The organism is Thiomicrospira sp. R3 (genome assembly GCF_029581415.1).
Taxonomy (GTDB): domain Bacteria; phylum Pseudomonadota; class Gammaproteobacteria; order Thiomicrospirales; family Thiomicrospiraceae; genus Thiomicrospira.
Genome location: NZ_CP121121.1, coordinates 1729669 through 1754398 on the forward strand (window position 1 = coordinate 1729669; position 24730 = coordinate 1754398).

The 24730-nt window shown below is 45.5% G+C and carries 29 protein-coding genes; 18 read left to right on the forward strand and 11 right to left on the reverse strand.

Annotation, left to right across the window (positions count from 1 at the left end):
* Nucleotides 1-94 precede the first annotated feature (94 nt).
* Nucleotides 95-2671 (forward strand): bifunctional aconitate hydratase 2/2-methylisocitrate dehydratase, encoded by a 2577-nt coding sequence (gene acnB / locus P8S55_RS08795; RefSeq protein ID WP_289223845.1) that lies wholly within the window; start codon nt 95-97, stop codon nt 2669-2671.
* A gap of 110 nt (nt 2672-2781) precedes the next feature.
* Here acnB and infA read toward each other — a convergent pair whose 3' ends face one another.
* Both infA and P8S55_RS11175 read right to left on the reverse strand, forming a co-directional pair.
* A complete protein-coding gene (gene infA, locus P8S55_RS08800; protein WP_248849814.1) occupies nt 2782-3000 on the reverse strand; it encodes a translation initiation factor IF-1 in 219 nt (72 codons plus the stop codon).
* Nucleotides 3001-3054: 54 nt separating this feature from the next.
* Nucleotides 3055-3318, reverse strand: a complete 264-nt coding sequence (locus tag P8S55_RS11175) for a succinate dehydrogenase assembly factor 2 (RefSeq protein WP_353957008.1) — start codon at nt 3316-3318, stop codon at nt 3055-3057.
* A gap of 126 nt (nt 3319-3444) precedes the next feature.
* On the opposite strand from P8S55_RS11175, the gene P8S55_RS08805 reads away from it, so the two are divergent.
* Complete coding sequence (locus P8S55_RS08805) at nt 3445-3663, forward strand: hypothetical protein (RefSeq protein ID WP_289223846.1); 219 nt, start codon at nt 3445-3447, stop codon at nt 3661-3663.
* A gap of 4 nt (nt 3664-3667) precedes the next feature.
* Here P8S55_RS08805 and P8S55_RS08810 read toward each other — a convergent pair whose 3' ends face one another.
* From P8S55_RS08810 to aat, 5 genes are all read right to left on the reverse strand, one after another.
* Entirely contained in the window at nt 3668-4372 is a 705-nt protein-coding gene (locus P8S55_RS08810) for a succinate dehydrogenase iron-sulfur subunit (protein ID WP_289225325.1), read from the reverse strand.
* A gap of 3 nt (nt 4373-4375) precedes the next feature.
* Nucleotides 4376-6145: a succinate dehydrogenase flavoprotein subunit gene (gene sdhA, locus P8S55_RS08815; protein WP_503010462.1), complete on the reverse strand. Its 1770-nt coding sequence runs from the start codon at nt 6143-6145 to the stop codon at nt 4376-4378.
* Entirely contained in the window at nt 6136-6456 is a 321-nt protein-coding gene (gene sdhD / locus P8S55_RS08820) for a succinate dehydrogenase, hydrophobic membrane anchor protein (RefSeq protein WP_289223848.1), read from the reverse strand. The genes sdhA and sdhD overlap by 10 nt, the downstream gene beginning before the upstream one ends.
* Nucleotides 6453-6848, reverse strand: coding sequence for a succinate dehydrogenase, cytochrome b556 subunit (gene sdhC, locus P8S55_RS08825; RefSeq protein ID WP_289223849.1), 396 nt, complete (start codon nt 6846-6848; stop codon nt 6453-6455). Before sdhC ends, sdhD begins: the two co-directional genes overlap by 4 nt.
* Before the next feature lie 119 nt (nt 6849-6967).
* On the reverse strand, nt 6968-7702 hold the full coding sequence (gene aat / locus P8S55_RS08830; RefSeq protein ID WP_289223850.1) for a leucyl/phenylalanyl-tRNA--protein transferase: 735 nt from the start codon (nt 7700-7702) through the stop codon (nt 6968-6970).
* Nucleotides 7703-7902: 200 nt separating this feature from the next.
* On the opposite strand from aat, the gene P8S55_RS08835 reads away from it, so the two are divergent.
* From P8S55_RS08835 to P8S55_RS08860, 6 genes are all read left to right on the forward strand, one after another.
* Nucleotides 7903-8877, forward strand: a complete 975-nt coding sequence (locus P8S55_RS08835; protein WP_289223851.1) for an IS5 family transposase — start codon at nt 7903-7905, stop codon at nt 8875-8877.
* A gap of 246 nt (nt 8878-9123) precedes the next feature.
* Nucleotides 9124-10143, forward strand: a complete 1020-nt coding sequence (gene lpxK, locus P8S55_RS08840; RefSeq protein ID WP_289223852.1) for a tetraacyldisaccharide 4'-kinase — start codon at nt 9124-9126, stop codon at nt 10141-10143.
* Nucleotides 10144-10183: 40 nt separating this feature from the next.
* Nucleotides 10184-10390 carry a Trm112 family protein gene (locus tag P8S55_RS08845; RefSeq protein ID WP_289223853.1) on the forward strand — a complete coding sequence of 69 codons (207 nt, stop codon included), beginning with the start codon at nt 10184-10186 and terminating at the stop codon, nt 10388-10390.
* Between the two features lie 6 nt (nt 10391-10396).
* On the forward strand, nt 10397-11158 hold the full coding sequence (kdsB, locus tag P8S55_RS08850; protein WP_289223854.1) for a 3-deoxy-manno-octulosonate cytidylyltransferase: 762 nt from the start codon (nt 10397-10399) through the stop codon (nt 11156-11158).
* A gap of 6 nt (nt 11159-11164) precedes the next feature.
* Nucleotides 11165-11377 carry a hypothetical protein gene (locus P8S55_RS08855; RefSeq protein WP_289223855.1) on the forward strand — a complete coding sequence of 71 codons (213 nt, stop codon included), beginning with the start codon at nt 11165-11167 and terminating at the stop codon, nt 11375-11377.
* 27 nt (nt 11378-11404) lie between these two features.
* Complete coding sequence (locus tag P8S55_RS08860) at nt 11405-11944, forward strand: hypothetical protein (protein WP_289223856.1); 540 nt, start codon at nt 11405-11407, stop codon at nt 11942-11944.
* 26 nt (nt 11945-11970) lie between these two features.
* Here P8S55_RS08860 and P8S55_RS08865 read toward each other — a convergent pair whose 3' ends face one another.
* Both P8S55_RS08865 and P8S55_RS08870 read right to left on the reverse strand, forming a co-directional pair.
* On the reverse strand, nt 11971-13095 hold the full coding sequence (locus P8S55_RS08865; protein ID WP_289223857.1) for an NAD(P)/FAD-dependent oxidoreductase: 1125 nt from the start codon (nt 13093-13095) through the stop codon (nt 11971-11973).
* 30 nt (nt 13096-13125) lie between these two features.
* Entirely contained in the window at nt 13126-13584 is a 459-nt protein-coding gene (locus tag P8S55_RS08870) for a NanQ anomerase/TabA/YiaL family protein (protein WP_289223858.1), read from the reverse strand.
* 110 nt (nt 13585-13694) lie between these two features.
* On the opposite strand from P8S55_RS08870, the gene P8S55_RS08875 reads away from it, so the two are divergent.
* Entirely contained in the window at nt 13695-14072 is a 378-nt protein-coding gene (locus P8S55_RS08875) for a hypothetical protein (protein ID WP_289223859.1), read from the forward strand.
* A gap of 17 nt (nt 14073-14089) precedes the next feature.
* Entirely contained in the window at nt 14090-14542 is a 453-nt protein-coding gene (locus tag P8S55_RS08880) for an FKBP-type peptidyl-prolyl cis-trans isomerase (protein ID WP_289223860.1), read from the forward strand.
* 50 nt (nt 14543-14592) lie between these two features.
* Here P8S55_RS08880 and P8S55_RS08885 read toward each other — a convergent pair whose 3' ends face one another.
* The gene (locus P8S55_RS08885; protein WP_289223861.1) at nt 14593-14895 is read right to left on the reverse strand and encodes a PP0621 family protein; all 303 of its coding nucleotides are present in this window, start codon (nt 14893-14895) and stop codon (nt 14593-14595) included.
* Nucleotides 14896-15011: 116 nt separating this feature from the next.
* Here P8S55_RS08885 and sucC point away from each other — a divergent pair, with 116 nt between their 5' ends.
* The 7 genes from sucC to nagZ all read left to right on the forward strand — a co-directional run bounded on the left by sucC (nt 15012) and on the right by nagZ (nt 22153).
* Complete coding sequence (gene sucC, locus P8S55_RS08890) at nt 15012-16181, forward strand: ADP-forming succinate--CoA ligase subunit beta (protein WP_289223862.1); 1170 nt, start codon at nt 15012-15014, stop codon at nt 16179-16181.
* A complete protein-coding gene (sucD, locus tag P8S55_RS08895) occupies nt 16178-17050 on the forward strand; it encodes a succinate--CoA ligase subunit alpha (RefSeq protein WP_289223863.1) in 873 nt (290 codons plus the stop codon). Before sucC ends, sucD begins: the two co-directional genes overlap by 4 nt.
* A 27-nt stretch (nt 17051-17077) precedes the next feature.
* Nucleotides 17078-18709, forward strand: coding sequence for an NAD+ synthase (locus P8S55_RS08900; protein WP_289223864.1), 1632 nt, complete (start codon nt 17078-17080; stop codon nt 18707-18709).
* A gap of 12 nt (nt 18710-18721) precedes the next feature.
* Nucleotides 18722-19225: a L,D-transpeptidase family protein gene (locus P8S55_RS08905; RefSeq protein ID WP_503010305.1), complete on the forward strand. Its 504-nt coding sequence runs from the start codon at nt 18722-18724 to the stop codon at nt 19223-19225.
* Nucleotides 19222-20145: a nickel ABC transporter permease gene (nikB, locus tag P8S55_RS08910; protein WP_289223865.1), complete on the forward strand. Its 924-nt coding sequence runs from the start codon at nt 19222-19224 to the stop codon at nt 20143-20145. Before P8S55_RS08905 ends, nikB begins: the two co-directional genes overlap by 4 nt.
* Before the next feature lies 1 nt (nt 20146).
* Nucleotides 20147-20974 (forward strand): ABC transporter permease, encoded by an 828-nt coding sequence (locus P8S55_RS08915; RefSeq protein ID WP_353957010.1) that lies wholly within the window; start codon nt 20147-20149, stop codon nt 20972-20974.
* Nucleotides 20975-21085: 111 nt separating this feature from the next.
* Nucleotides 21086-22153 carry a beta-N-acetylhexosaminidase gene (gene nagZ, locus P8S55_RS08920; RefSeq protein WP_289223866.1) on the forward strand — a complete coding sequence of 356 codons (1068 nt, stop codon included), beginning with the start codon at nt 21086-21088 and terminating at the stop codon, nt 22151-22153.
* A gap of 3 nt (nt 22154-22156) precedes the next feature.
* Here the strand turns inward: nagZ and murB are convergent, their stop codons facing one another.
* Nucleotides 22157-23182, reverse strand: a complete 1026-nt coding sequence (murB, locus tag P8S55_RS08925) for a UDP-N-acetylmuramate dehydrogenase (RefSeq protein ID WP_289223867.1) — start codon at nt 23180-23182, stop codon at nt 22157-22159.
* A gap of 72 nt (nt 23183-23254) precedes the next feature.
* Here murB and P8S55_RS08930 point away from each other — a divergent pair, with 72 nt between their 5' ends.
* Nucleotides 23255-24703 carry a sodium-dependent transporter gene (locus P8S55_RS08930; protein WP_289223868.1) on the forward strand — a complete coding sequence of 483 codons (1449 nt, stop codon included), beginning with the start codon at nt 23255-23257 and terminating at the stop codon, nt 24701-24703.
* Nucleotides 24704-24730 lie beyond the last annotated feature (27 nt).

Consider the following 24730-nt stretch of genomic DNA (forward strand, 5'->3'; position numbering starts at 1 on the left):
TATTATATCGCAATTAAGGACTACCTAAGGACTCTCTTAATGCATCCTGTTGGTTGTTATTAAAGAGCACAATAAAAAAAATGGAGCATAATCTATGTTAGAAGCTTATCGTCAATTGGTTGCTGAGCGTGAACAACAGGGCATTCCTGCGCTACCTTTGGATGCACAACAAACAGCCGAGATAATTAGTTTGTTAAAGCAACCAAATCCCGCTGAAGTCGAGGTGTTAGTTGATTTATTAACTCATCGTGTGCCACCAGGGGTGGATGAGGCAGCTTATGTTAAAGCCAGTTTTCTAGCTGATGTAGCGAAAGAGCGTGTCAAGGTTGAAGCGATAGCGCCAGAGAAAGCGACGTTTTTATTAGGCACCATGATGGGCGGCTATAATGTCCAGCCTTTGATTGAATTATTAGATAGCGCCAATAAAACGGTTGCGGAAACCGCGATGAAAGCCTTGTCAAAAACCCTACTGGTCTATGATGCGTACCATGACGTTTTAGAAAAAGCCGATAGCAATAGCTATGCTAAACAGGTGGTTGAATCTTGGGCGAATGCCGATTGGTTTGTGGATCGGAAGCCCTTGGCTGACAAAATCAGCGTCACCGTATTCAAAGTCGATGGTGAAACCAATACCGATGACTTGTCTCCGGCCACCGCCGCTTGGTCGCGTCCGGATATTCCTTTGCATGCGATAGAAATGCTGGCTTCCAAAATGGAAAACGTGCCGCAGATTATTGCACAATTAAAAGCAAAAGGGCATCCTGTTGCCTATGTCGGTGATGTGGTGGGTACTGGTTCTTCACGTAAGTCAGCGATGAACTCGGTGATGTGGTGGTTTGGTGATGATATTGCTTATGTACCGAACAAGCGTCAAGGTGGCGTGGTGTTGGGCGGTAAAATTGCGCCGATTTTCTTTAACACGGCTGAAGATTCAGGTTCATTGCCGATTGAATGTGATGTCAGCCAGCTCAATATGGGCGATGTGATTCATATCTATCCTTATGAAGGCAAAATCACTAATGAAGCTGGGGACATTGTTTCTAGTTTTAAGCTTGACCCGATTACCATGCCAGATGAAGTGCGTGCAGGTGGCCGTGTCCCCTTAATTATTGGTCGTGATTTAACGGATAAAACGCGCCGTGCGCTTGAATTGGCACCTAGTGAACATTTTATTCGCCCAACGGATGACGATAGCGCAACCCATGGTTATACGCTGGCACAAAAAATGGTGGGTCAGGCTTGTGGTGTGGCGGGTGTGCGTCCAGGTGTGTATTGCGAACCGCATATGGCGACCGTGGGTTCGCAGGACACAACCGGCGCAATGACCCGCGATGAAATGAAAGAGCTGGCTTGTTTAGGTTTTAGTGCCGATTTTGTGTTGCAGTCCTTCTGTCATACGGCTGCTTATCCAAAGCCGGTAGATATTAAACTTCAGCATAGTTTGCCGGACTTCATGACCAGCCGTGGTGGTGTGTCTTTGCGCCCAGGTGATGGGGTAATCCATTCTTGGCTAAATCGTATGCTGTTGCCTGATACTGTGGGTACTGGGGGCGATTCACATACGCGTTTCCCAATAGGCATTTCTTTTCCAGCGGGATCAGGCCTGGTGGCGTTTGGTGCAACCTTGGGTGTGATGCCGCTGAATATGCCAGAGTCGGTTTTGGTGCGCTTTAAAGGCAAGATGCAGCCGGGTATTACGTTGCGTGATTTAGTCAACGCCATTCCTTATCAAGCGATTAAAAGTGGTTTATTGACGGTTGAGAAAAAAGGTAAGAAAAACGTATTTAACGCTCGTGTACTAGAAATCGAAGGTTTGCCAGATTTGAAAGTAGAGCAGGCGTTTGAGTTGTCGGATGCGTCGGCTGAGCGTTCAGCGAATGGCTGTGTGGTAAAACTTGGTCAAGCGCCTATTATTGAGTTCTTAAAGTCGAATATTCGTTTGATTGAATGGATGGTAGAAAACGGCTATCAGGACGCACGTACCTTAGTACGTCGTCGTGATGAAATGCAAAAGTGGATTGATAGCCCAGCGTTGTTAGAAGCCGATGCCGATGCGCAGTATGCTGAAATTATTGAGATTGATCTTGAGCAAATCAAAGAGCCGATTGTGGCTTGCCCGAATGATCCTGATGATGTGAAGTTATTATCTGAGGTTTCGGGGGAAAAGATTGATGAGGTGTTTATTGGTTCGTGTATGACCAATATTGGTCACTATCGGGCCGCTGGTAAGGTGTTGGAAAACATCAAGGGTGCGGTGCCAACTAAATTATGGATTGCGCCGCCCACTAAGATGGATGAGCGTCAGTTGATTGAAGAGGGTTACTACAGCATCTTTGGACGTACCGGTGCGCGTACTGAAATGCCGGGTTGTTCATTGTGCATGGGTAACCAAGCGCGTGTAGCAGACGGTGCGGCGGTTTTCTCAACCTCAACCCGTAACTTCCCAAACCGTTTGGGTAATGACGCTAACGTCTATTTAGGTTCGGCGGAGCTAGCGGCGGTGATTGCGGCGATGGGTAAAATTCCAACGGTTGAAGAATACATGGCACAAGTGAGTATGCTCGATACGATGGCGGATGATGTTTATCGTTATCTTCAGTTTGATGAAATGGCGGATTATGAAATTAAATCGCCTGCCAAGTTGGAAGAGATTGGTGTGGCTGTTGCCTAGCTGAGAATCTAAGCTTTCGGGTTTAACTTATCCGAAAGCTTAAAGTTTAGACACTTTGAGCATGAAAAAACCGGCTTTAAAACCGGTTTTTTCATGTGTAATTAAATGTGTTATTTGCCGCGGTAGGTAATGCGTCCTTTGGTAAGATCGTAAGGAGTAAGTTCTACTTTGACCTTATCACCCGCAAGAATGCGAATGTAATTCTTACGCATACGCCCTGAAATATGCGCTAATATCTCATGTCCGTTTTCTAATTCAACTTTAAACATGGTGTTTGGAAGGGTTTCTAAAACTGTACCTTCAAATTCTATAACGTCTTGTTTTGCCATAAGTCCTGTCTGAGGAATGTCCTTGATTAAAATTGTTGCGCATTGTATCACAGGTTAGTCCGTTGAATTCAAATAATTTTTACGTATAAGCTGTATTATATTAATATGGTCAGGTTCGGCCGTTTCAGGTTGAAGCAAACAGTTTAAAAGTGTCTGATCGTCAAGGTCTAACAGTGCGTCAAGTTCGGGCCATATAGATGAGTAGGGTTGGGTCGATAATGCATCTATAAAAGCCTGTAGTAATAAATCGGATTCGAGATTGCCACGGCGTGCCTTGACCCTTAGTTTATTTATTAATTGAGATTTATCGACTGGCATGAGCTTTAATCCTATTTTATATGTGTTGATTTTAATCTATAAATAACGCGTATATCCTTGTTAATTATTTTGTTTTAGCTTTTCCTGACAAGCGTATATTGATGGATAACAATATGCCGATTATGGATGGCATTAAGCCACTGGGCGTATCCGAGCGTTCAAAACGGCAAGGACGACCTTCAAGCAGCCGTTATTGTGGCACTGAGTGCTAAGGTGTTAGAAGAAGCAGCAAAATCATTTAAGGAAAGGGGTCATTATTTGACTTGGCGCGATGCTGTCGCGGATATGATGGCCTCTTCGCGCCAAGGGCATAGGTATCAGGGTTTGTTTCCCAAAAGCCCTTAACTAGTTAATGGCTTTCTAGAATTTTATGTTTGATTTGTGAAATGGCTTTGCTTGGATCGAGTCCTTTTGGACAACTTGCCGTGCAGTTTTGAATATTGCGACAGCGAAAGGTTGTATAAGGGTCATCGAGCTTTTTAACACGCTGTTTTGTTTGAATGTCCCGGCTATCGATAATAAAGCGGTTCGCAGCGAGTAAGGCGGCTGGCCCGGCAAACTTATCTGGGTTCCACCAAAATGAGGGGCAGCTGGTGGTACAACAACCACATAGAATGCACTCATAATGACCATCAATTTTTGCTCTTTCCATAGGCGTTTGCAGGTGCTCAACACTCAAATCTAGCTCGCTGGTTTGTAAATAGGGGTCTACCTGATCGTAGTGCTGGTAGAATTGGCCCATATCAACCACGAGATCACGGATAACAGGCAGGCCTGGTAGCGGTCGCAAGCTAATGGTTTCGCCAAGCTCAGCGAGTGGGGTAATGCAGGCTAGTTTATTTTCGCCATTGACATTCATGCCATCAGAACCACAGACACCTTCTTGACAAGAACTGCGAAAGGTTAAACTTGGGTCTTGCTGCTTTAAGAGTTTTAACGCGTCTAACAGCATCATGCCAGCTGTGATCTTTGTTTCAGGCAATTCAAGTCGTTGTGTGTAGGGTACACTATCCTTTTCTGGGTTAAATCGGTAAATATTAAAATTCATCGTCAGCCTCTAGTAAACGCGTGGTTTGGGTATAAAGCCATCAACGCTCAAGGGTTGTAAGTTAACTGGCTTGTCATCGATAGAATGGTTATATTCAAAATATAGTGTATGTTTTAACCAGGCCTGGTCGTCACGCTCAGGAAAGTCAATACGGCTATGTGCGCCTCGGCTTTCTTGGCGTACTAAAGCACTATGCAGGGTGGCATAACCCAGGCTTAACAGGTTCTCGAGTTCAAAGGCTTGAACCCGTTCAAGGTTAAAGCATTTAGCACTGTCTTTTAGGCCAACTTGAGCGAGTCGCTGTGCTAATTCATCAAGTTTAGGCAGGCCTTCTTTTAGGGTTTGTGCATCACGAAAAACGCCACAATGCTGTTCCATTATGCGTTGTAAGTCTTGTTTAATTAGATAAATCGAATCGTCGGGTGTTTGACGTGTCAGGGCTTGTTGCCATTGATTAATACGCTGTTCAACCGTGTCTAGTTTGAGAGAGCTATCGTCTTGAGGGGTATTTTTGTTCAGGTTTAGCGCCAGATGGCGCGCAGCTTCACGACCAAAAACCACTAGGTCGAGTAAAGAGTTGCCGCCCAGTCGATTGGCACCGTGTACCGATACACAAGCGGCTTCACCAATGGCATAGAGATTAGGTAGGGTCTGAAGTTGGTTGTTTTGCTTGGTGATGACCTGGCCGTGCAGATTGGTGGGTATGCCCCCCATCATATAGTGACAACTGGGGTGAATGGGAATAGGGCTATTAACAGGGTCTTGGCCAACAAAGGTCAGGCAAATGTCACGAATGCCAGGTAGACGAGTTTTAATAATCTCAGGATCAAGATGGGTTAAATCTAGCTCGATATAGTCTTTATCTGGCCCGCATCCACGGCCTTCACGTATTTCAATTGCAATCGCACGCGCGACGACATCACGTGAGGCGAGGTCTTTTACTTTTGGCGCGTAGCGTTGCATAAAGGCTTCGCCTTGTGCATTGCGCAAAATGCCGCCTTCCCCTCGCGCGCCTTCGGAAATTAACATGCCTTTTGCGGCTACCCCGGTTGGGTGAAATTGCCAAAACTCCATATCCATTAAGGGCAGTCCGGCGCGTAAAATCATACCTAGTCCATCGCCGGTGTTAATCATTGCATTGGTATTGGTGCGAAATAACTGGCCAGCGCCCCCTGTAGCAATTAAAAAACAATTAGCACGCAAAAGCTGATAGTTACCGCCCTCAATGTCTAATACCATCACGGCGGCAATTTGGTCTTGTTGGTTTTTAACAAAATCAATCGCCAGATGTTCGTTAAATAGTTGAGTGCCCGCACGCAGATTCTGCTGATACAGACTATGCAAAATGGCATGACCAGTTCGGTCTGCTGCCGCGCAGGTTCGGGTGGCTTGGGCTTGTCCAAAATCTTGGCTTTGTCCACCAAAGGGTCGTTGGTATATTTTGCCCGAATCCAGTCGAGAAAAGGGCACGCCGAAATGTTCAAGCTCGCGAACAATTTCAGCCGCCTCACGACACATAAACTCAATGGCATCCTGGTCGCCCAAATAATCACTGCCTTTAATAGTATCGAACATATGCCAATGCCAATTGTCTGGTGTAATATTGCCTAAAGCGGCATTAATACCGCCTTGGGCGGCAACCGTGTGTGAGCGAGTTGGGAAAACTTTTGAGACAACGGCTACTTTGATATTGGATTGCGCTAACTCTAAAGCTGCGCGTAAACCCGCACCGCCTGCGCCTATGATTATGGCATCAAACTGTGTTTGCTTCATAGTGATAATCCTTTAAACAATAACCATATCAGGTTTAAGCTTAAGGTTAACACCAGCGCAAGTAGGCCAGGAAGGAGCCAAGCTAACCAAACACGTGGCATATAATCGATTATTACGTCACGTAAACCTACCCAAGCGTGAACGAGCACCAAGGCGATGGCAATTAATGTAGGAATTAAGATACTAGGTGCGTAAAAATCAAGCGGTTTGTGAATAGGTTGAGTTAAGACCAGCCAAACAAGATAAGGGGTGTAAAAAGCAAGGAAGCTGGCGCTGGTTGTTTGCCAAAAAAACGCACGCCGTCCGGTTAGTTTCATAGCCAAATCCTTACTAAACTAAAGCTACCTAATGCAATCCATAGACCTAAGATCATCCAAACGGCTTGCTCAGTTCGCAAGAAGTTTGAAAAACCCGCACTTATACCAAACTCTATTAAAAGATGGCGCACGCCAGCTAACCAATGAAAGGCTAAAGAAACCCAAAAAAGTGATAAGAAGAGTTGACCGATCACGCTGGATAACCAGGCCTGGTTACTAGCCAGATTCTGCGCACTTACAAAAGCAATATTTAACCATAACAGCCAAACAACCAAGCTTATGCTTAACACTACGCCGCTTATTCGGTGGCTAATTGATAAAATTGCATTCGGTGGGAAACGAAAATGCCATAGGCTCAAATTGACTGGGCGTGAATCTTGGCGTGGCATCATAAACTAACTCCAAGCAATTACAATAATTTTAACTATTCTAAGTCGATAAGCCCAGTGATTGCAAAGTCAATTGGGGATTAATCTGGAATCCTTGGTTTAGCGTCTTTAATTTGTCTTTATTAGCCTGGAATCATTAAGTCAGGATCAAATAACCAAGGCGCATTGGTTGTGTGATTAACCTGCTGATGGAGTAGGGCTTCGAAGCGATCACGCGATAGGGTGATGGCTCCCATGCTTTTTAAATGATCGGTTTCCATTTGGCAGTCAATCATCGGCCAGCCCCATTGGTGTAAATGACGGCATAGTGCAACCAGAGCCAGTTTTGAGGCATTAGCGATCTGCGCAAACATCGATTCGCCAAAAAACATTGAACCTATACTGAGTCCATATAATCCGCCCACCAAGTCTTGATGGTGCCAAACCTCAACGGAATGGGCATGGCCAAGCTGGTGAAGATGAGCCAAGCTGGTCTGCATATCCTTACGTATCCAAGTTCCATTTTGGCCGGGACGTTGAATGCTGGCGCACTGTTTTACAACTGTCATAAACGCCTGATCAAACGAAATGCTTAAGTCCGTATTGCGCCAGGTTTTTTGTAAGCTTTTTGAGTAATTTACCTGGTCAGTCATTAGCACAGCGCGAGGGCTGGGTGTCCACCAGGTTAACTGCTCCTCATCACCCGACCAAGGGAAAATACCCTTCTGATAAGCATGTAGCATCCATTCAGGTGTCAGGGTTTCAACCCCAACTGCTAATAAGCCATTGGGCTCATCAAGGGCAAAATGAGTGGGAGGAAAACAGGGTGTGTTAGGATCATCCAGCCAATAGGGGAGATGTTCAGGGTAACTTCGCATGCTAAAGAGGGCCTTATAAAGCTAAGGTTTTGACGTGTTTAAATGGCAAAAACGCTTAGCTATGCTAGAATCAAGAAAAAATTAATGTTAATAAGAGACCTTTGCACGAGAAAAGCTTGCCAAACCACTATAAATCTGCAAGTTTTGCGATTAAGAGTTAAAATAACAAACAATTATTACATATAACTGGATTTTATCACATGGCATGGAAAAACCTCTCACAGACCTCACTCGCTGATGCACTTATCTGCCCCCATCCGGCACTCAATGAATTAGATGGAGTTGAAGAGCTAATTGACTGGTCAGCGTGTGAAGCCTTAATGCTCAATATCCATAACAACCCAATGGGTGAGCGTGCCTTCCCACCACTACTCATGTTCAAGATCCTATTATTACAAACCTGGTACAACCTCAGCGATCCAGCCTGTGAAAAACAACTGGCTCGCGATTTATTATTTCGTCGCTTTGTCCAGCTCAGCTTAACCGATAGTGTACCTGATCACTCTACCATCTGGCGTTTTCGCCAACGTCTACAACAAGACAACCTATTGGATGCCCTATTTGAAAACATCAATCATCAGCTGCGCCAACAAGGCCTGATCATGAAAGCCGGTGAAGTCAGTATTATTGATGCCAGTGTTATCCAAGCCAAAAACAACCGCCCCAACAAAAACGCCAAAGGCGAAAACACCCAAGACACCCAGGCCAGCTACAATGTCAAAACCGCCTCCAATGGCAAGAAAACATCGACCTACGGTTTTAAAGCCCACATTAATGTCGATGAAGACGGATTCATTAAAACCAACGACTTCACCACCGGATCAAGCCACGACTCTCAGACCTTCGAGACCCTATTAACGGGCAGCGAAAAAGTCGTGTATGCCGATAGTGCCTACAAAAGCCAAGCGCACGACAAACTACTCAAAACCAAGCGGATTAAAAATAACATCCTGCACCGTGCTTATCGCAATACAGCGCTCACCGAACAACAAAAGCAACACAACCGATTAGCCTCAGAAGTACGCTACATCGTGGAGCGCACCTTTGGTGTATTAAAACAGCACTATGGAATGGCACAAGCCCGCTATAACGGCCTAAAGCGCAATGCGGCAAAATTAACACTCATGTGTATTGGATACAACCTAAAACGCGCAATAAACATACAACTGAGCTAAGGCTCAAGGGGTGCGTGTATCCAAAAAACAGGATATGCGCACAAAATAGCAAAAAACCGTCATAAAAGTGACGTAAAACAGCGAAAAAGGACTAAATTGCAAGTTCTATATTCAAAAAAGTCGAATTTTAGAATTTAACTTTAGAAATAGCGGGGTTTTGCAAAGGTCTCAATAAGTTATCTTAATGCATTATCTTAATGGGTATAGGTTGATTCAACAAGAGGGGTTGTGTGTGGAGAGAGGGCAATGAGTTGGCCTACGTTTTGGTTAAAAGCCGATTGGCGTTCAACGCTACTAAAACCTCTATCCTGGTTGGTTTGCCGAGAAGCGACTAGGCGATTGCAGCGTTTTAGGTTAAACCCTCCAATATCACCAGGCCTGGTGATATTGGTCGGCAATATTGTGGTTGGGGGTACGGGAAAAACACCTTTTATTGTTTGGTTGGTGCAGCGGTTAGTTCATCGGGGCTACAACGTTGGCGTGATTGCGAGCGGATATGGTGGTCAAGCGAAAACCTGGCCACAGCAAGTGAATGCTGACTCGGATGCGACGCTGGTTGGTGATGAGCCTGTGTTGCTTGCACGGGCTTTGGGTTGCCCGGTAATTGCATCGCCCAAACGTGCTGAAGCCATGGCGATGATGTTTAAACATCATCACCTAGATATTGTTATAAGTGATGATGGTTTACAGCATTATGCCTTAGCGCGCGATATTGAACTTATTATGCTGGATGCCACAAGACCAAATCAGGGGTTAGGTAACGGCTTATGCCTACCTGCTGGGCCTTTACGCGAGCCAGCTAGTCGGTTATCAGAGGTTGATTTTGTGATTTTTAATGGTGAGCGGCCTGCTGAACTCGATTTTAATGCGCCGTGTGTGGGACAGATGCAGCTTCAGCCAGTTCGGTTTGTTAACCTGTTAAACCCTAGAATTGAATATGATCTTGGTGCTTTTAGCGGGCAACAGGGGTATGCGGTGGCAGGAATTGGCCATCCAGAACGTTTTTACTCCACGTTGAAATCGCTGAGCATTCAGCCCTTGCCGCTTGATTTTTCAGATCATCATGCCTTTAGTGCATCGGACTTTAATACACTTGATACTAAAAAACCCTTGTTTATGACAACTAAAGATGCGGTAAAATGCAATTTATTTGCGAAAGACAATTGGTGGGTTCTGGAGATTAATCCGATTTGCGATTGCGCGTTTGAAAACGCATTAATGCTGAAAGTTCGGCAGGCTGTAAACACCAAGAAGTCCAAAAACTAACCACCCTTAAACACCTAAAACTAACCACAAAGGTTGCGCCATGAGTTTAAATACCTATCTTTTAGACATACTTGTTTGCCCCGTTAGCAAAACAAAATTGGTTTATGACAAAAATAAACAAGAATTAATTTCTACTGCAGCAAACTTGGCCTACCCAGTTAGAGAGGGGATTCCTGTTATGCTTGAAGACGAAGCCCGCTCGATCACCGCTGAAGAAGCCGAATACTTTCGTAAACTTAAGTCTTAATTCATTATGTCTTTTAACGTCATTATTCCAGCGCGTATGGCTTCGAGCCGTTTACATGGCAAACCGCTTTTAACTATTCAAGGTCAACCCATGATTTATTGGACTTGGCGACAAGCGATAAAGTCTGGGGCAGAGCGGGTGGTGGTTACAACAGAATCTGAACAGGTTAAGCAGGTCTGTGAGGACTTTGGCGCTGAAGTCTGTTTAACAGGCGATCATCATCAATCAGGAACGGAGCGCATTGCTGAAGTGGTTGATCTACTACGGATTGGCGATAATCAAATTTTAGTTAACCTGCAAGGTGACGAACCTATGCTGCCTCCAGAACTCATTCAGCAGTTGGCTAATGCCTTATCGCATAGACATGATGTGTTTATGGCGACCTTGTGTGAGCCTATTGAGCGAGTTGAAGATGTATTTAACCCCAATATTGTAAAAGTGAGTCGTAACCTTGAGCATTTTGCCATTAACTTTAGTCGCGCCCCTTTGCCCTGGGCTAGAGATGAGTTTTCAGGGGAACATAAAAGCTTGCCAGCTAGCTGGCCTTATCAGCGCCATATTGGTTTGTACGCCTACCGGGCAGGTTTTGTAAAGCGTTATGTCGGTTGGCCGGAGTGTGGGCTTGAGCAGGTTGAAAAGCTCGAGCAGCTAAGAGTGCTTTGGTATGGAGAACGTATTTTGGTTGAGCAAGCCTTTATGGACGCAGGACTAGGGGTGGACACCCAGGAGCAGCTTGATCGGGTTCGTCAACTGTTAAAACCGGTGTAATGCGTTATGTTTAAATATTTAACACTGTTTGCGGTGATTGTTTTTTTTCTCTGGATGTTAAGGCGACAATGGCGGCTTAAAAAAATGCAGTGGCGTGGCGAAAAGCTTCCAGAGCAAAAAGGTTTGCGACCTATTACGCTGCTGAGTTGGGTTATGGTGATTGTGTATGGTGGCTTTATGATTTGGTATTTCGTTGACACCACTTTTTTTAATGACTAAATCTTATAGGTGGCTGAAGGTGTTTTAATGGGAGTGTCAGAAAAAATAAGGTTAGAACATGAGGCGGCTCGACTTTTTATGCGGGCTTACGAAAAAATCCATGGCATACAAATGCGCCATATATGGCACAATGAGCCCCAAAAACCAGATGTGAGTTGTTATTGGAATGGCAATAAACTGGATCTGGAAATTGCTCACTTATACGCCAGCACTGAAGAAGCCAAACATTTATTAGGGCGAGAGTTGACTGAGCACACTCGTTTGGAACTTGAGCACCTCTCCTTGACCCCGCCTGACCATAGGTTGCTTGAAGCTCTGAATCGTTTGTTAGCCAATAAAGCGGAAAAACGTTATGATTCAGTTACAACCTGGCTTGTCATTCGTAATACCCATCCAACCTGGCAACGACAAGATTTTGAAGCACGCTGTCATTATATAAATTTGCCTGAATCGCATCCATTTGAGCAGGTTTGGTTATTGGGTGACATGGCGGGCGAGAGCGGTATCATTCGATTAGATAACCAAGTAGAAAACCAAGAGATAACGAACAAGACTGCGCGCTTTTAGACCAAAGCAAGCGCGCAGTGTTAAAATTAGCGGTATTGGCGCAAATACCAACCTTCAAAAAAGCGTTTAGCATAATGCATTAAACGACAAGGCGGCAGCATTAATGTGCCCGATTCGGTTCGACGAATCAGCATGCCATGGCTTAGGGTATCAACAATGCACACCAGTTCGTGTTTGATTTTTATTTTTTCTCCCTGGTTGGTTAAATCCACGACTAGGTTATGCGCGGCTGTTTTGGCCTGAATGTCGGCGGCATGAGCCTGTTTAGGTTGCCAAGCCGGGCCAGGAAAACTACCCGCATCGCCAGCTACATAAACACGCTCTAGGCTTTTAACTTGAGTTTGTTCATCCGCTTCAATCATTCCACCTGCAGATTTTGGCAGTGAGGAATTGTCTAGCCAGGCGGGTCCTGTCATGCCTGGCATAAACAAAATTAAATCCGCATGAAAACGTTCACCTTCGGTTTTAACAAGGTTAGGTTCAAATCCTGTCATTTTGTGGCCTAGCTTGCTTTCGATGCCTTTTTTATCGAGCATTTTTTTAAGTTTTTCAGGGAATTGATCGCCTAGGCGTTTGCCCGGTTCTGCCGCAGGATTAAAAAACACCAGCTTAAATTGGTCACGGCGTTTTTGTTGGCGTAATAAGGTATCAATACCAAATAAAAACTCAAACATTGGCCCGCCTCGCATTGCGGCAGGCTCATTTGGATTTCCACCAAACCCTATGGCAATCGTGCCTGAGTCCATCTCGGCCAATCTATCTCGAATTTTTTCAGCGGCAGGAATGCCTTCGCAGGGCGTAATGGCGTGTTCAATGCCTGGCAGTTTTTTGATAAAGCGTCCACCGCTGGCAATAATGAGGCCATCGTTTTCAAACTCGCCTTGGTCGGTATAAACGACTCGGCCCGATTCGCTTAAGCTAGTTACGCTAGCTTCAACAAATTCAACGCATTGGCGATTAAAAAAGTTATGCAGATCAATGCGTAAATCATCGGCTTTTCTGAGTCCTGAAGGAATCCAGATCAGACTAGGTAAATAAACAAGCGCTTTAGTCGGTGCGATCACCTGAATACGAGCATCAGGCAGTTTTTTTCTGACGTGTTTAATGGCTGTTAGGGCAGCGAATCCGGTTCCTAAAATGGTGATGTTCATAGTGTTCCTCTTGGTATTTATGGTGACAAATCAACCCTGAATGCGTGCTTTCATAACCAGCTTTCTAACATGTTTAGCTGGCATGCCAATGCTGGGTAAATGCAGGTCGGTTGGGAAGAAAATAACGAACATTCCAGCTTTCACTTTAAACATTTGGCCTGACACCTGATAAAGTGCAAAATCCTTGTCTGGGTTATAAGCGTGCACTGGTGTTTGGTTAACTAAGGGCGCTACTCCCATATATTCCTCACCCGCGAGTATAAATTGCACATCAATAAAGGTTTTGTGTGCTTCATAGTCTTTGCCTTCACTGGATTGGGTCTCGTATTCATCAATAATTGCGTCAAGCTGCGGGGAGAGTGTATAGCGTCCTGGTTTAAGCTGATCCAGTTCAGCTCTAGGGGTGGTTGCAATATAGTCCAGCGCTTGATCAACAGAAGGGTGTAGTCCCTTGTAAAGTTTTGCATTTTCAATACGATCAATAATCATAATACACCCTTAATAAATTGTTATAACCTATTTTACTTGATCTTAAAGCAACAAGGCTACAAAGTGAATGTGTTAGAATTTATAAAATTTTTTTGAATTTGAGAGTAGTCATGAAATTAAAACATTTATTGTTGTTAGTACCAGGCCTGGTTGTGTTGACAGCTTGTAGTCAAACGCCCGTTAGTGATGAAGCTGTTTCCCCCCAGAATGGTGTTGAAGTTTCTGTCCTAGCAGAAGATGAATTTATCTTAAGTATTAAGCGCAATGAGCCACCGATGAAGTTTGAAAATCGACGTTTGCGTCTCCAGGCCGAACAGCTATGTCCAACGGGCTATAGTTATGTTTTACGCCAAGCGCATCGAGATGGTGAGTTGGCGATACATCATGCGCAGTGTGCGGTAGGTGCTGATTGTAGTCATAAACTCACTTGGCATATTCGTTGTGGTCATATTCCACGTGAACCTTTCCGTTTCTTTGGTCGAACCTAATTGTAGGATGTATGTGTATGACAGATAAAACCGCTTTGCTTGCGCGCGTAACTGAAGCCAGCCAAATCGCAATTTCTTATTCAATGCGCTTAACGGATGAAACTGAAATTGATAAAACAGAACCTGGTGAGTTATTTGAATTTCAAATTGGTGATGGTAGCTTAATTCCTAGTTTAGAAAGTCTGTTGATTGGGTTAGAAGAGGGAACGAGCGGCAAGTTTTTTGTCCCACCAGAAGACGGTTTTGGTTATCCGGATCCCGCTAATATCTATGATTTAGATAAAACAGAATTTCCGGATGATATGACTTTAAAAGTGGGGGATGTGGTCGGTTTTGATACCCCAACCGGAGACCAGGTTCCCGGTACGGTTGTTTCTATCAATGATGACAAAATTAAAGTTGATTTCAATCATCCCCTAGCTGGCGAAATCTTTATTTTCGAAGCTAAAATCGAAAAAGTCAGCTCATAATAGTCAGCTAAAAACTGGCTGGGAACTAGCTAGAATCAAGCTAATGGGCTTTAATCATTATCCTCATTGTTGCCGCCATGGCTGGGTTGCTTTAGGTTGTTTTCATAGTCTTTTGGGCCGAGCTTCATATGGCCTTCGCTACAGTAGGTGTGCTGGCCGTCATAGTAAGCTTCTGACTGGGGAAGATGAATGCCGCAGTGGGCACAACGCACCATGGCTTGACTTGGTGGCTCTTCTCCCATCTCAGATCGTTCGTCTTGAAGTTTTGCACGTGCCTCAACAATTACGTTAATTACTAAACGTAATACAAAATAAATCAATATCACAATCGATAAAAGTAGTACAGCTTGCATAGATTTGAGCGCCTTTTGTTAGTTTTGAGCCAGTTTGTCGTGCAATCATTTTATAACCATTCTACAATATTACAATTATTTGTATTAAGACATCTATTTGGAGTTTAATCCTTTCCATGAATTTACATGAATATCAGGCTAAAAAACTGTTTAGCGACTACGGCATTGCCGTGCCACAAGGTGAGGTGATTGATAATTTGGCTCAGCTCCCCGCCGCAATAGAAAAAATCAAATCCAATGGCTGGGTAGTAAAAGCCCAAATTCATGCCGGAGCACGGGGTAAAGCGGGTGGTGTGAAATTGGTGAAAAACCTAGAAGAAGCCAGCGAAGTAGCGAGTTCGCTGTTGGGTTCGTCCTTAGCTACGATTCAAACCGCAGGCAAAGCCTTGCCAATCAGTCAGCTTTTGATTGAACAAACGCTGGATATTGCACAAGAGCTGTATTTGAGTTTGGTGGTGGATCGCGTGACTCGTCGTTACCGTTTTGTTCTTTCAGCCTCAGGCGGTATGGATATTGAAGCGGTCGCCGAGCATCATCCAGAAAAAATCCATACCCTTGATATTAATCCCGTTTTAGGTGTGATGCCCTATCAAGCACGAGAAGCAGGCTTTGCGTTAGGTTTGAAAGCCGAAGCGTTTAAACAGTTGGGGGTGATGTTGAACCAGTTTTATAAACTTGCGATTGAAAAAGATTTGGCGCAGGTGGAAATTAATCCGCTAGTGGTGACGGCAGATAATCAATTAGTCGCGCTGGATGCAAAGGTGAATATCGACCCGAATGCGCTTTATCGTCAACCAGGCCTGGTTGCGATGCGTGACATTTCGCAAGAAGATGTTCGCGAAGCACAGGCTTGGGCGCATCAGTTAAGCTATATTGCGCTTGAAGGTAATATTGGTTGTATGGTGAATGGCGCAGGTCTGGCGATGGCGACAATGGACTTGATTAAGCTTTATGGTGGTCAACCAGCAAACTTTTTGGATGTTGGCGGTGGCACTACGCCTGAACGTGTAGCGGAAGCCTTTAAATTAATTTTGTCATCGTCTGAAGTAAAAGCCATTTTAGTTAATATTTTTGGTGGCATAGTACGCTGCGATTTGATTGCGGAGGGTATTATCCAGGCAGTGAAAGAAGTCGGTTTGTCGATTCCTGTGGTGGTGCGTTTAGAAGGCACTAATGTTGAACTTGGGCGTGAACGTTTGGCACAAAGTGGGCTGAAAATTGTTTCGGCGAATGATTTGGCCGACGCAGCAAAAACAGTGGTAGCATTGGCAGGAGAGGGTGGATGAGTATTTTAATTAACAAAGACACCCGCGTAATTTGCCAAGGCTTTACCGGAAAGCAGGGTTCATATCATTCGGAGCAGGCTATAGCCTACGGCACTAAAATGGTGGGGGGGGTGACACCGGGTAAAGGTGGCCAAACCCATTTAGGGTTGCCTGTTTTTAACACTGTGCGTGATGCGGTTAAACAAACTGGCGCTGAAGCGAGTATGATTTATGTACCCCCCGCATTTGCAGCCGATTCTATTATCGAGGCGATTGATGCCGGAATTAAGGTGATTGCTTGTATTACTGAAGGCATTCCGGTCGCGGATATGATCAAGGTGCGTGCGGTATTGGATGCCTCTGACAGTGTGTTGATTGGACCGAACTGCCCCGGTCTGATTACACCGGGTGAGTGTAAAATTGGAATTATGCCTGGTCATATTCATTTGCCCGGCAAAATTGGCGTGGTATCGCGTTCGGGTACGCTGACCTATGAAGCGGTGCATCAAACGACTCAAAACGGGCTAGGACAATCCACCTGTGTGGGGATTGGCGGTGATCCGATTCATGGCATGAGTTTTATTGACTGTTTAAAATTATTTGAACAAGACCCGCAAACCCAAGGCATTATTATGGTGGGTGAGATCGGTGGTCAGGCTGAAGAGGATGCGGCTGAATATATTCAAGCGCACGTTACTAAGCCTGTGGTAGCTTATATCGCAGGGGTAACGGCTCCAGCGGGTAAGCGTATGGGGCATGCAGGAGCGATTGTTAGTGGCGGCAAGGGTACGGCTGAAGCTAAGTTTGCCGCGCTAGAAGCCGCCGGTGTCACGATTGTGTATTCGCCGACTGAGTTGGGTTCTGCTATTAAACAGCGTTTGGAGAGCTAAGCGCTTTAATTACTGGGGTAAACCACTATGTCACATACAGTACAGGTTGTAATGGCGCAAATCGATCCGTTGGTTGGCGATATTGTGGGTAATGTTGAGCGGATTATTGACGCCGCTGAACGTGCCAGAGATGAGCTTGATGCCGATCTAGTGGTGTTTCCAGAGTTAAGCCTAGTAGGCTGTCCGCCTGAGGATTTGCTATTACGTCATGGGCTCTATCCACAAGTTCAAGACGCACTCACCGAGCTGTGCAAACGTGTCAAGGATGTGGCGATTGTGGTCGGTTATCCGATGATGGATGCATTGGGTGAACGTTTTAATATGGCGGCGTGGATTTATGATGATTTAATCCAAGCCAGTTATATGAAACAGAATTTACCCAATTATGGCGTGTTTGATGAGCAACGTTATTTTTCTTCAGGTAAAAAATCCTGTGTTATCGAGTTTAAGGGTATTCATTTTGGTTTGGTGATTTGTGAGGATATTTGGCGACCTGGTCCTGTGATTCAAGCAGCACGTGCAGGTGCGGATGTTATTTTGAATTTGAATGCCTCACCTTTTCATGCTGAAAAACACCACGACCGTTTACAAGTTGCGCGTCGTCGCGTGGATGAGGTTAAATTGCCGCTGATTTACGTTAATCAAGTCGGTGGGCAAGATGAACTGGTTTTTGATGGCGGCTCCTTTGCGATGGACGCTGATGGTGAAATCCAAGTCCAAGCGCAGGAGTTTGAGGTTGATTTGATTCCAGTTGAGCTGGTGAAGCAGGCTGATAATATTGTGCTGATAAATGGTCAGCAGGCCGAGCTTTATCGCAGCGAGGCGCGAGTGTATGAGGCGATTAAACTCGGTATCCGTGATTATGTGCAAAAAAATGGTTTTAAAGGCGTGTTGTTAGGTTTGTCTGGTGGTCTCGACTCGGCGCTCACGCTGGCACTAGCGGTTGATGCCTTGGGTGCAGATCAGGTTGAAGCAGTGATGATGCCGTTTCACTATACCGCGCAAATGAGTATAGACGATGCCCAACAGCAAGCAGATACGATGGGCGTAGCTTATCACTGCTTACCTATTGAATCAATCTACCAAGGGTTTGAGTCAAGCTTGGCGCCGCGTTTTGAGGGCATAGCACCCGATCTAACCGAAGAAAACTTGCAAGCACGGATTCGCGGTTGCTTGCTAATGGCGATGTCAAATAAACTGGGTAAACTGGTGCTAGCGACCAGCAACAAGAGTGAATCGGCGGTGGGCTATAGCACCCTGTACGGTGATATGGCTGGCGGTTTTTCGCCATTAAAAGATGTGCCCAAAACCCTGGTTTATCGTTTAGCCCATTACCGCAATGGTATTAGCCCAGTGATTCCAGAGCGTGTTATCACCCGTCCGCCCTCGGCTGAATTACGCCCTGACCAATGTGATCAGGATTCCTTACCGGATTACCATGTGTTGGATGCGATTATCAAAGCTTATGTCGAACTAGATCAAACGCCAGCTGAAATTTACGCCCAAGCCCTAGCCTCGAAAGAGGAGATTGATCGGGTAGTGGGTTTAATTCAGCGCAGCGAATACAAGCGACGCCAAGCCGCGCCGGGCGTGCGTATTTCAATGCGTGCGTTTGGTCGTGATCGTCGTTATCCGATTACTAGCGGCTACAAAGAATAACCAGGTCGGGTTGTGTTAAATCGTGGGAGTTATCGTGAAAATCATATTGAAGTGTGTTTGCCACAACAAACCCTGACGCTATTTCAAGCTGGAAAACCAGCGATGGTCTTTCCAATCAGCACCGCGCTCAAAGGCGCTGGGCAACAAAAAAACTCTAATCAAACCCCTGTGGGTCAACATATTATCCGTGCGAAAATCGGCCATCAACACCCGATCAACAGCGTGTTTGTGGGTCGTCGTCCGACAGGCGAAATCTATACACCAGATTTAGCTCAAACCTACCCACAAAGAGATTGGATTTTGAGTCGTATTTTGTGGCTTAGTGGCTGTGAAATCGGGCTCAACCGTCTGGGGCAGGTCGATAGCATGCAGCGTTATATCTATATCCACGGTACTCCCGATAGCGAACCCATGGGCGTGCCCTGTTCACATGGTTGTATTCGCATGCATAATCCGGATGTGATGTGTTTGTTTGACCTCGTTATTGTCGGCACGCCAGTGGAGATTAAACCATGATGGGTTATCTGCTGCGTCAGCTCGGCTCGCTCCTGTTGGTGACCTGGGTGGTGAGCTCCTTGGTGTTTTTGTTGATTCATTTAGTGCCAGGCGACCCTGTATCGGTGATGCTAGGTGATTGGGCTTCGCCAGCGGATGAACAAGCCTTGCGCCAGCAGCTGGGCCTGGATAAACCCCTTTGGCAGCAGTATGTAATTTATTTTAGTGGCCTGTTGCAGTTTGATTTTGGTCAGTCATTGTTTTTTCATCAGCCAGTGAGTGAATTATTGCTAGAGCGTTTACCGATGACTGCCTATTTAGCGGTGATGGCGATGCTCATTGCCGTTCTGATTGCGTTTCCACTGGGCATGTGGGCGGCGCTAAGGGCGGGGCAGTGGCCAGATTATACGGCAATGACTGTCGCGCTGGTGGGGGTGTCGATTCCGAATTTTTGGCTAGGGCCGATGTTGATTTTATTGTTTTCGATAAGTTTAGCTTGGTTGCCGGTAAGTGGCGCCGACCAGCCTTGGGCATGGGTGCTGCCAGCGCTCACACTGGGCACGGCCTTGGCTGCGATTTTAGCCAGAATGTTACGCGCCTCGTTATTAGAAATTTTTCATGAAGACTATATTCGCACGGCGAAAGCTAAAGGCTTAAACAAAACCCGGGTTTATGGGGTACATGCCTTGCGTAATGCGCTGTTGCCGGTGGTGACGATTATGGGCTTACAGCTTGGCACCTTGCTCGGTGGCGCGGTGATTACCGAAGTGGTGTTTGATTGGCCAGGCCTGGGGCAATTATTAGTTGATTCGATTCAGCGGCGTGATTATCCAGTGGTGCAAGGCTGTATTTTAATTATCAGCGTGATTTATATCAGCGTAAACGCCCTGACCGAGCTGGTGTATGCTTGGCTGGATCCACGAATTAGGTTGGCCAATTAATATGCGGTTTAATTTGCACATCAACACCCTAATGCGCTGGCTGGCGATGACGATTGTGACCCTGTGGCTGTTAATGGCGATCGGAGCGTTTTTTGTTGGTGAATCGGCTAACCAAATTGATTTAGCCAAGCTAATGGCATCGGGCGACGCACAACGCTGGCTAGGTTATGACGAACTAGGGCGGCCTTTATTTGAGCGCTTATTGCTCGGTGCGCAAACCTCCTTGTTTGTTGCGCTGGGTGTGGTGACTTTTTCAGCGTTGATTGGCATTACGATTGGCACCTATAGCGGCTATGTTGGCGGCTGGATTGATCGGGTGATTGTCAAAATCATTGATGTGTTTTTAGCCTTTCCTGGTTTGTTATTAGCGATAGGCTTGGCGGCGGTATTGGGGCCGGGTATTGAAAATGTGATTATTGCATTAGTGGTGGTCGGTTGGGTAGGTTATGCACGCTTGGCTCGCGCCCAGGTCTTGAGTTTACGTCACCGAGAGCACATCCAAGCAGCACGCGCACTGGGTGTGAGCCAGCCGGTGATTTTACGCCGTCATTTGCTGCCCTTAATTGCCGCTCCCTTGGGCGTCGAGGCGACGTTTGGTTTTGCGGGTGCGGTGATTTCTGAGGCCGGTTTGTCGTTTTTAGGCTTAGGCGTTCAACCACCGGATGCCTCTTGGGGTAATATGATTCGGGAGGGCACCCGCTATTTATTAGTCGCACCGCATTTGGTGATAGTACCTGGTGTGTCCTTGATGCTGGTGGTGTTGGCCATTAATATCCTCGGCGATATGGCGCGCGATAAATTGGATGTGAAGCATCAAGCTAAAAAATGATACATTCCGGCCTAGACCGGAATGACGCACTAACAAACCAAGACCTTTATACCCCTTTGCCCCTTTGCCCCTTTGCCCCTTTGGGTAGGCTTGAAAATTAAAGGAAAATAGATGATTCAAACACAAGGAAAAGCCCTGTCATTAGGGTCGGTGTTGATTGGATTGGCGGGTGAGAGTTTGCTGGCGCATGAGCGGGATTATTTAGTGCATCCACGGGTGGCGGGGGTGGTTCTGTTTAGTCGAAACTATTCATCGCCTCAACAGCTGCAATCCTTGTGTGAGAAGATTCATAACCTGCGCCATCCTAAATTACTCATTGCAGTAGATCATGAAGGCGGGCGAGTACAACGCTTTCGAGAAGGCTTTAGTCGATTGCCGGCGATGCGCCAATTAGGGCAGCTTTATCAAGATGATAATGCAAAGGGCTTGAAGCTTGCCAAAGAAATGGGCTGGCTGATGGCAACGGAACTTCTTGCTTGCGGCGTCGATTTTAGTTTTGCGCCGGTAGTCGATTTGGATTATGGCGAAAGCCATGTGATCGGTGATCGCGCATTTTCTGCCGACCCGATTGTTACAGGAAAACTCGCTTTGGCATTAACCCAAGGCATGCGTGAAGCGGGAATGGCGAGTGTTGCCAAACATTTTCCAGGGCATGGCTTTGTGCAGGCAGATACCCATCATGCCGTAGCGATCGACGCGCGTACTTGGCCAGAAATTGAACAGCGTGATTTGCAACCTTTTTTGAGCTTGATGGCACATGGATTAGAAGCGGTGATGCCAGCGCATGTGCGTTATCCAGCTGTAGATGATTTACCTGTTGGGTTTTCTAAAATATGGTTACAAAAAATCCTGCGCCAAACCTGTCACTTTGAGGGCGCGATAATTAGCGATGACCTAGGTATGCAAGCTGCGGCAGTGTATGGTGACACGGTTGAACGTGTCAGAATGGCGATAGAGGCGGGCTGTGATTTGGTGTTAGTATGCAACGAGCTAGCCGAAATCCCGCAGGTACTTAATGCGGGGGTGCATCGACCTTGTGTGGTTTCGCATGCCCGACTTATTCGCCTTCATGGACACCCTAAGGTGCGATACGATAAACTCCACTACAACCCCCTTTGGCAAGCCGCTGTCAAGCATTTAACTTTTTTTAACGATCAGAATCAAGCTAGTTTGCTGTAGTTTTTATAAAATATTCACTTCAGGTTCAAGGTGAATGCCGAATTTGTGCATGACTTCATCTTGAATCTTTTTAGATAGTTCAACTACGTCATCACCCACCGCACCGCCTAAATTCACTAACACTAATGCGTGTTTCTTAGATACAGCTGCGCGTCCAGCGGTAAAATGGTTTGCACCGGCGTTTTCGATCAGCCAGGCAGCGGGGATTTTGTATTGGCCATCTAGCATTTTATGATTGGGAATGGGCTCATCAATTTTTTGGCTGATTTGTTCGAAATAATCAGCGGATATGATGGGGTTTTGAAAAAAACTTCCTGCATTACCTTGAACTTTAGGATCGGGTAATTTTGCTTGTCTGATTGCAACAATGGCGTCGAATACATCACGTGGTGTGATAGTGGATTTGTCCTGTTCTTGAAGCGCAATTTTCAGTGGTTCGTATACTAGGTTAGCTTGACCAGCATGAAGTTTACGAAGTCTAAATGTTATGCGATGCACTAGCATACGGTTTTTTTGTTCGTGTTTGAAGATGCTGCTACGGTAACCAAATTGACAATCAGCGTTACGGTATTCTGTTCGGGTGCCATCATATAAATTTAATGCTTGAATGCGTGTAATGCTATCGCGCGCTTCCGCTCCATAGGCACCAATGTTTTGAACTGGCGCGCCACCAACTGTACCTGGTATATAAGCCAAATTTTCTAAGCCCCACCAGCCTTTGTTGACAGTATATTCAACTAGCTTATGCCAATTTATCCCGGCGCCTACAGATAACCATACACCATCTTGGTCCTCTTTAACTAATCGAATTTTATCGTAACTGCAGCGAATAACCAATCCCTCAAGGTCATGAGTGAATAATATATTGCTGCCGTCACCGATAATTGTCCAAGGTAAAGAGGCTAACTTAAGGTCCGATCGTAAAACCGTAATGTCACTTTGGCGATTCACTTCAGCGTAGTATCGTGTCTTTGTGACAATATTAAAGGTGTTTAGGTGAGTAATTAGGTAGTTGGCTTGAATGTGCATGGTTTTTGCTTTGTTTTTTATAATTCAAAAAATGATTAATATAAATCTTCTGTGATTATAAAGGAAAACCCTATGGAACTTTTAAAACTTTCAAAACAATCCTGGTCGTCTCAAACCGTTTTTATTATGGCGGCGGTTGGATCTGCGGTTGGGCTGGGTAATATTTGGAAGTTTCCCTATATTGCGGGCGACAATGGAGGCGGTGCTTTTGTGTTGGTTTATTTGGCTTGTATTGTGATTATTGGTTTACCCATTTTGTTATCTGAAATAGCACTGGGTCGAGCAGGTCAAGCCAATCCGGTGCAAGCCATGGCCAATTTGGCGCATGAAAGTAAGACATCTAAACTTTGGGCAGGGCTGGGTCTTAATGGTGTTTTGGCGGGTTTATTGATTTTATCTTTTTACACGGTGATTGCTGGCCTAGCGTTAGCTTACTTTTTTAATAGTCTGCAAGGCCTGTTTATTGAAATGAGTGCCGAGGCGGCACAAGGTTTGTTTGATGCTACGGTGTCAAACCCTTGGGCCTTGTTGTTTTGGCATAGCATGATGGTGTTGTTAACGATTTTAATTGTTTCACGCGGTGTCCGTGGTGGTTTAGAAAAAGCGATTAACTTTATGATGCCCGGTTTGTTTTTAATCCTATTGGTGTTGCTTGGTTATGCGACCACTACCGGGGCGTTTGGGCAAAGTTGGACCTTTATGTTCAGCGCTGATTTTTCTAAGTTGAGTTGGCAGGCCGTTATGGTCGCGATGGGGCATGCGTTTTTTACCTTGAGTATTGGTTTAGGGACGATGATGGCTTATGGAGCCTATGTTGGTAAAGAGATGTCCATTGCGAAAGCGAGTGTTTTTATTGTTATTATGGATACTTTGATTGCGATATTAGCAGGCCTGGTTGTGTTTTCTATTGTGTTTGCCAACGATTTAGCACCGGGTGCGGGGCCGGGTTTATTATTCCAAACATTGCCGATTGCATTTGGTCAAATGGGCGCGGGCTGGTTATTTGGTACGCTGTTTTTTTTGTTAGTCGTCATGGCGGCACTGACGTCGGCTATATCGTTAATTGAGCCGGCGATCAGTTGGTTTGAACAAAATTGGGGTTATACACGTGCAAAATCGGCATGGATACTGGGTGGTTTAGTCTGGTTTGTTGGCTTAGGTACGGTGTTGTCGTTTAATTATTGGGAAACGCTTTATATTGTGGGTGAGCGAAACTTTTTCTCTTTATTGGACTTTATTACCTCGAGTATTATGTTGCCATTAGGTGGCTTGTTTATTGGTATTTTTGTCGCTTGGGCGATGCGCCCAGAAACACGTTTGGCGCAAATTGAGTTAAAAGGTCGTCTATTAGCCCTGTTTAATTTTAGCCTTCGTTACGTTACGCCGTTTGCGGTGATTTTTGTTTTTGCATCTAATTTATCATCAGAGTGGCGCACTATTGGGGTGATTATGGCGGTAAGTGTAGGGGTTTATGGGGTATATATTTATAAAGTGCTTAAGCGAGCGGGTAGGTTGGGTTAGTATTCAGGATTTAGATCTTCCCGACGT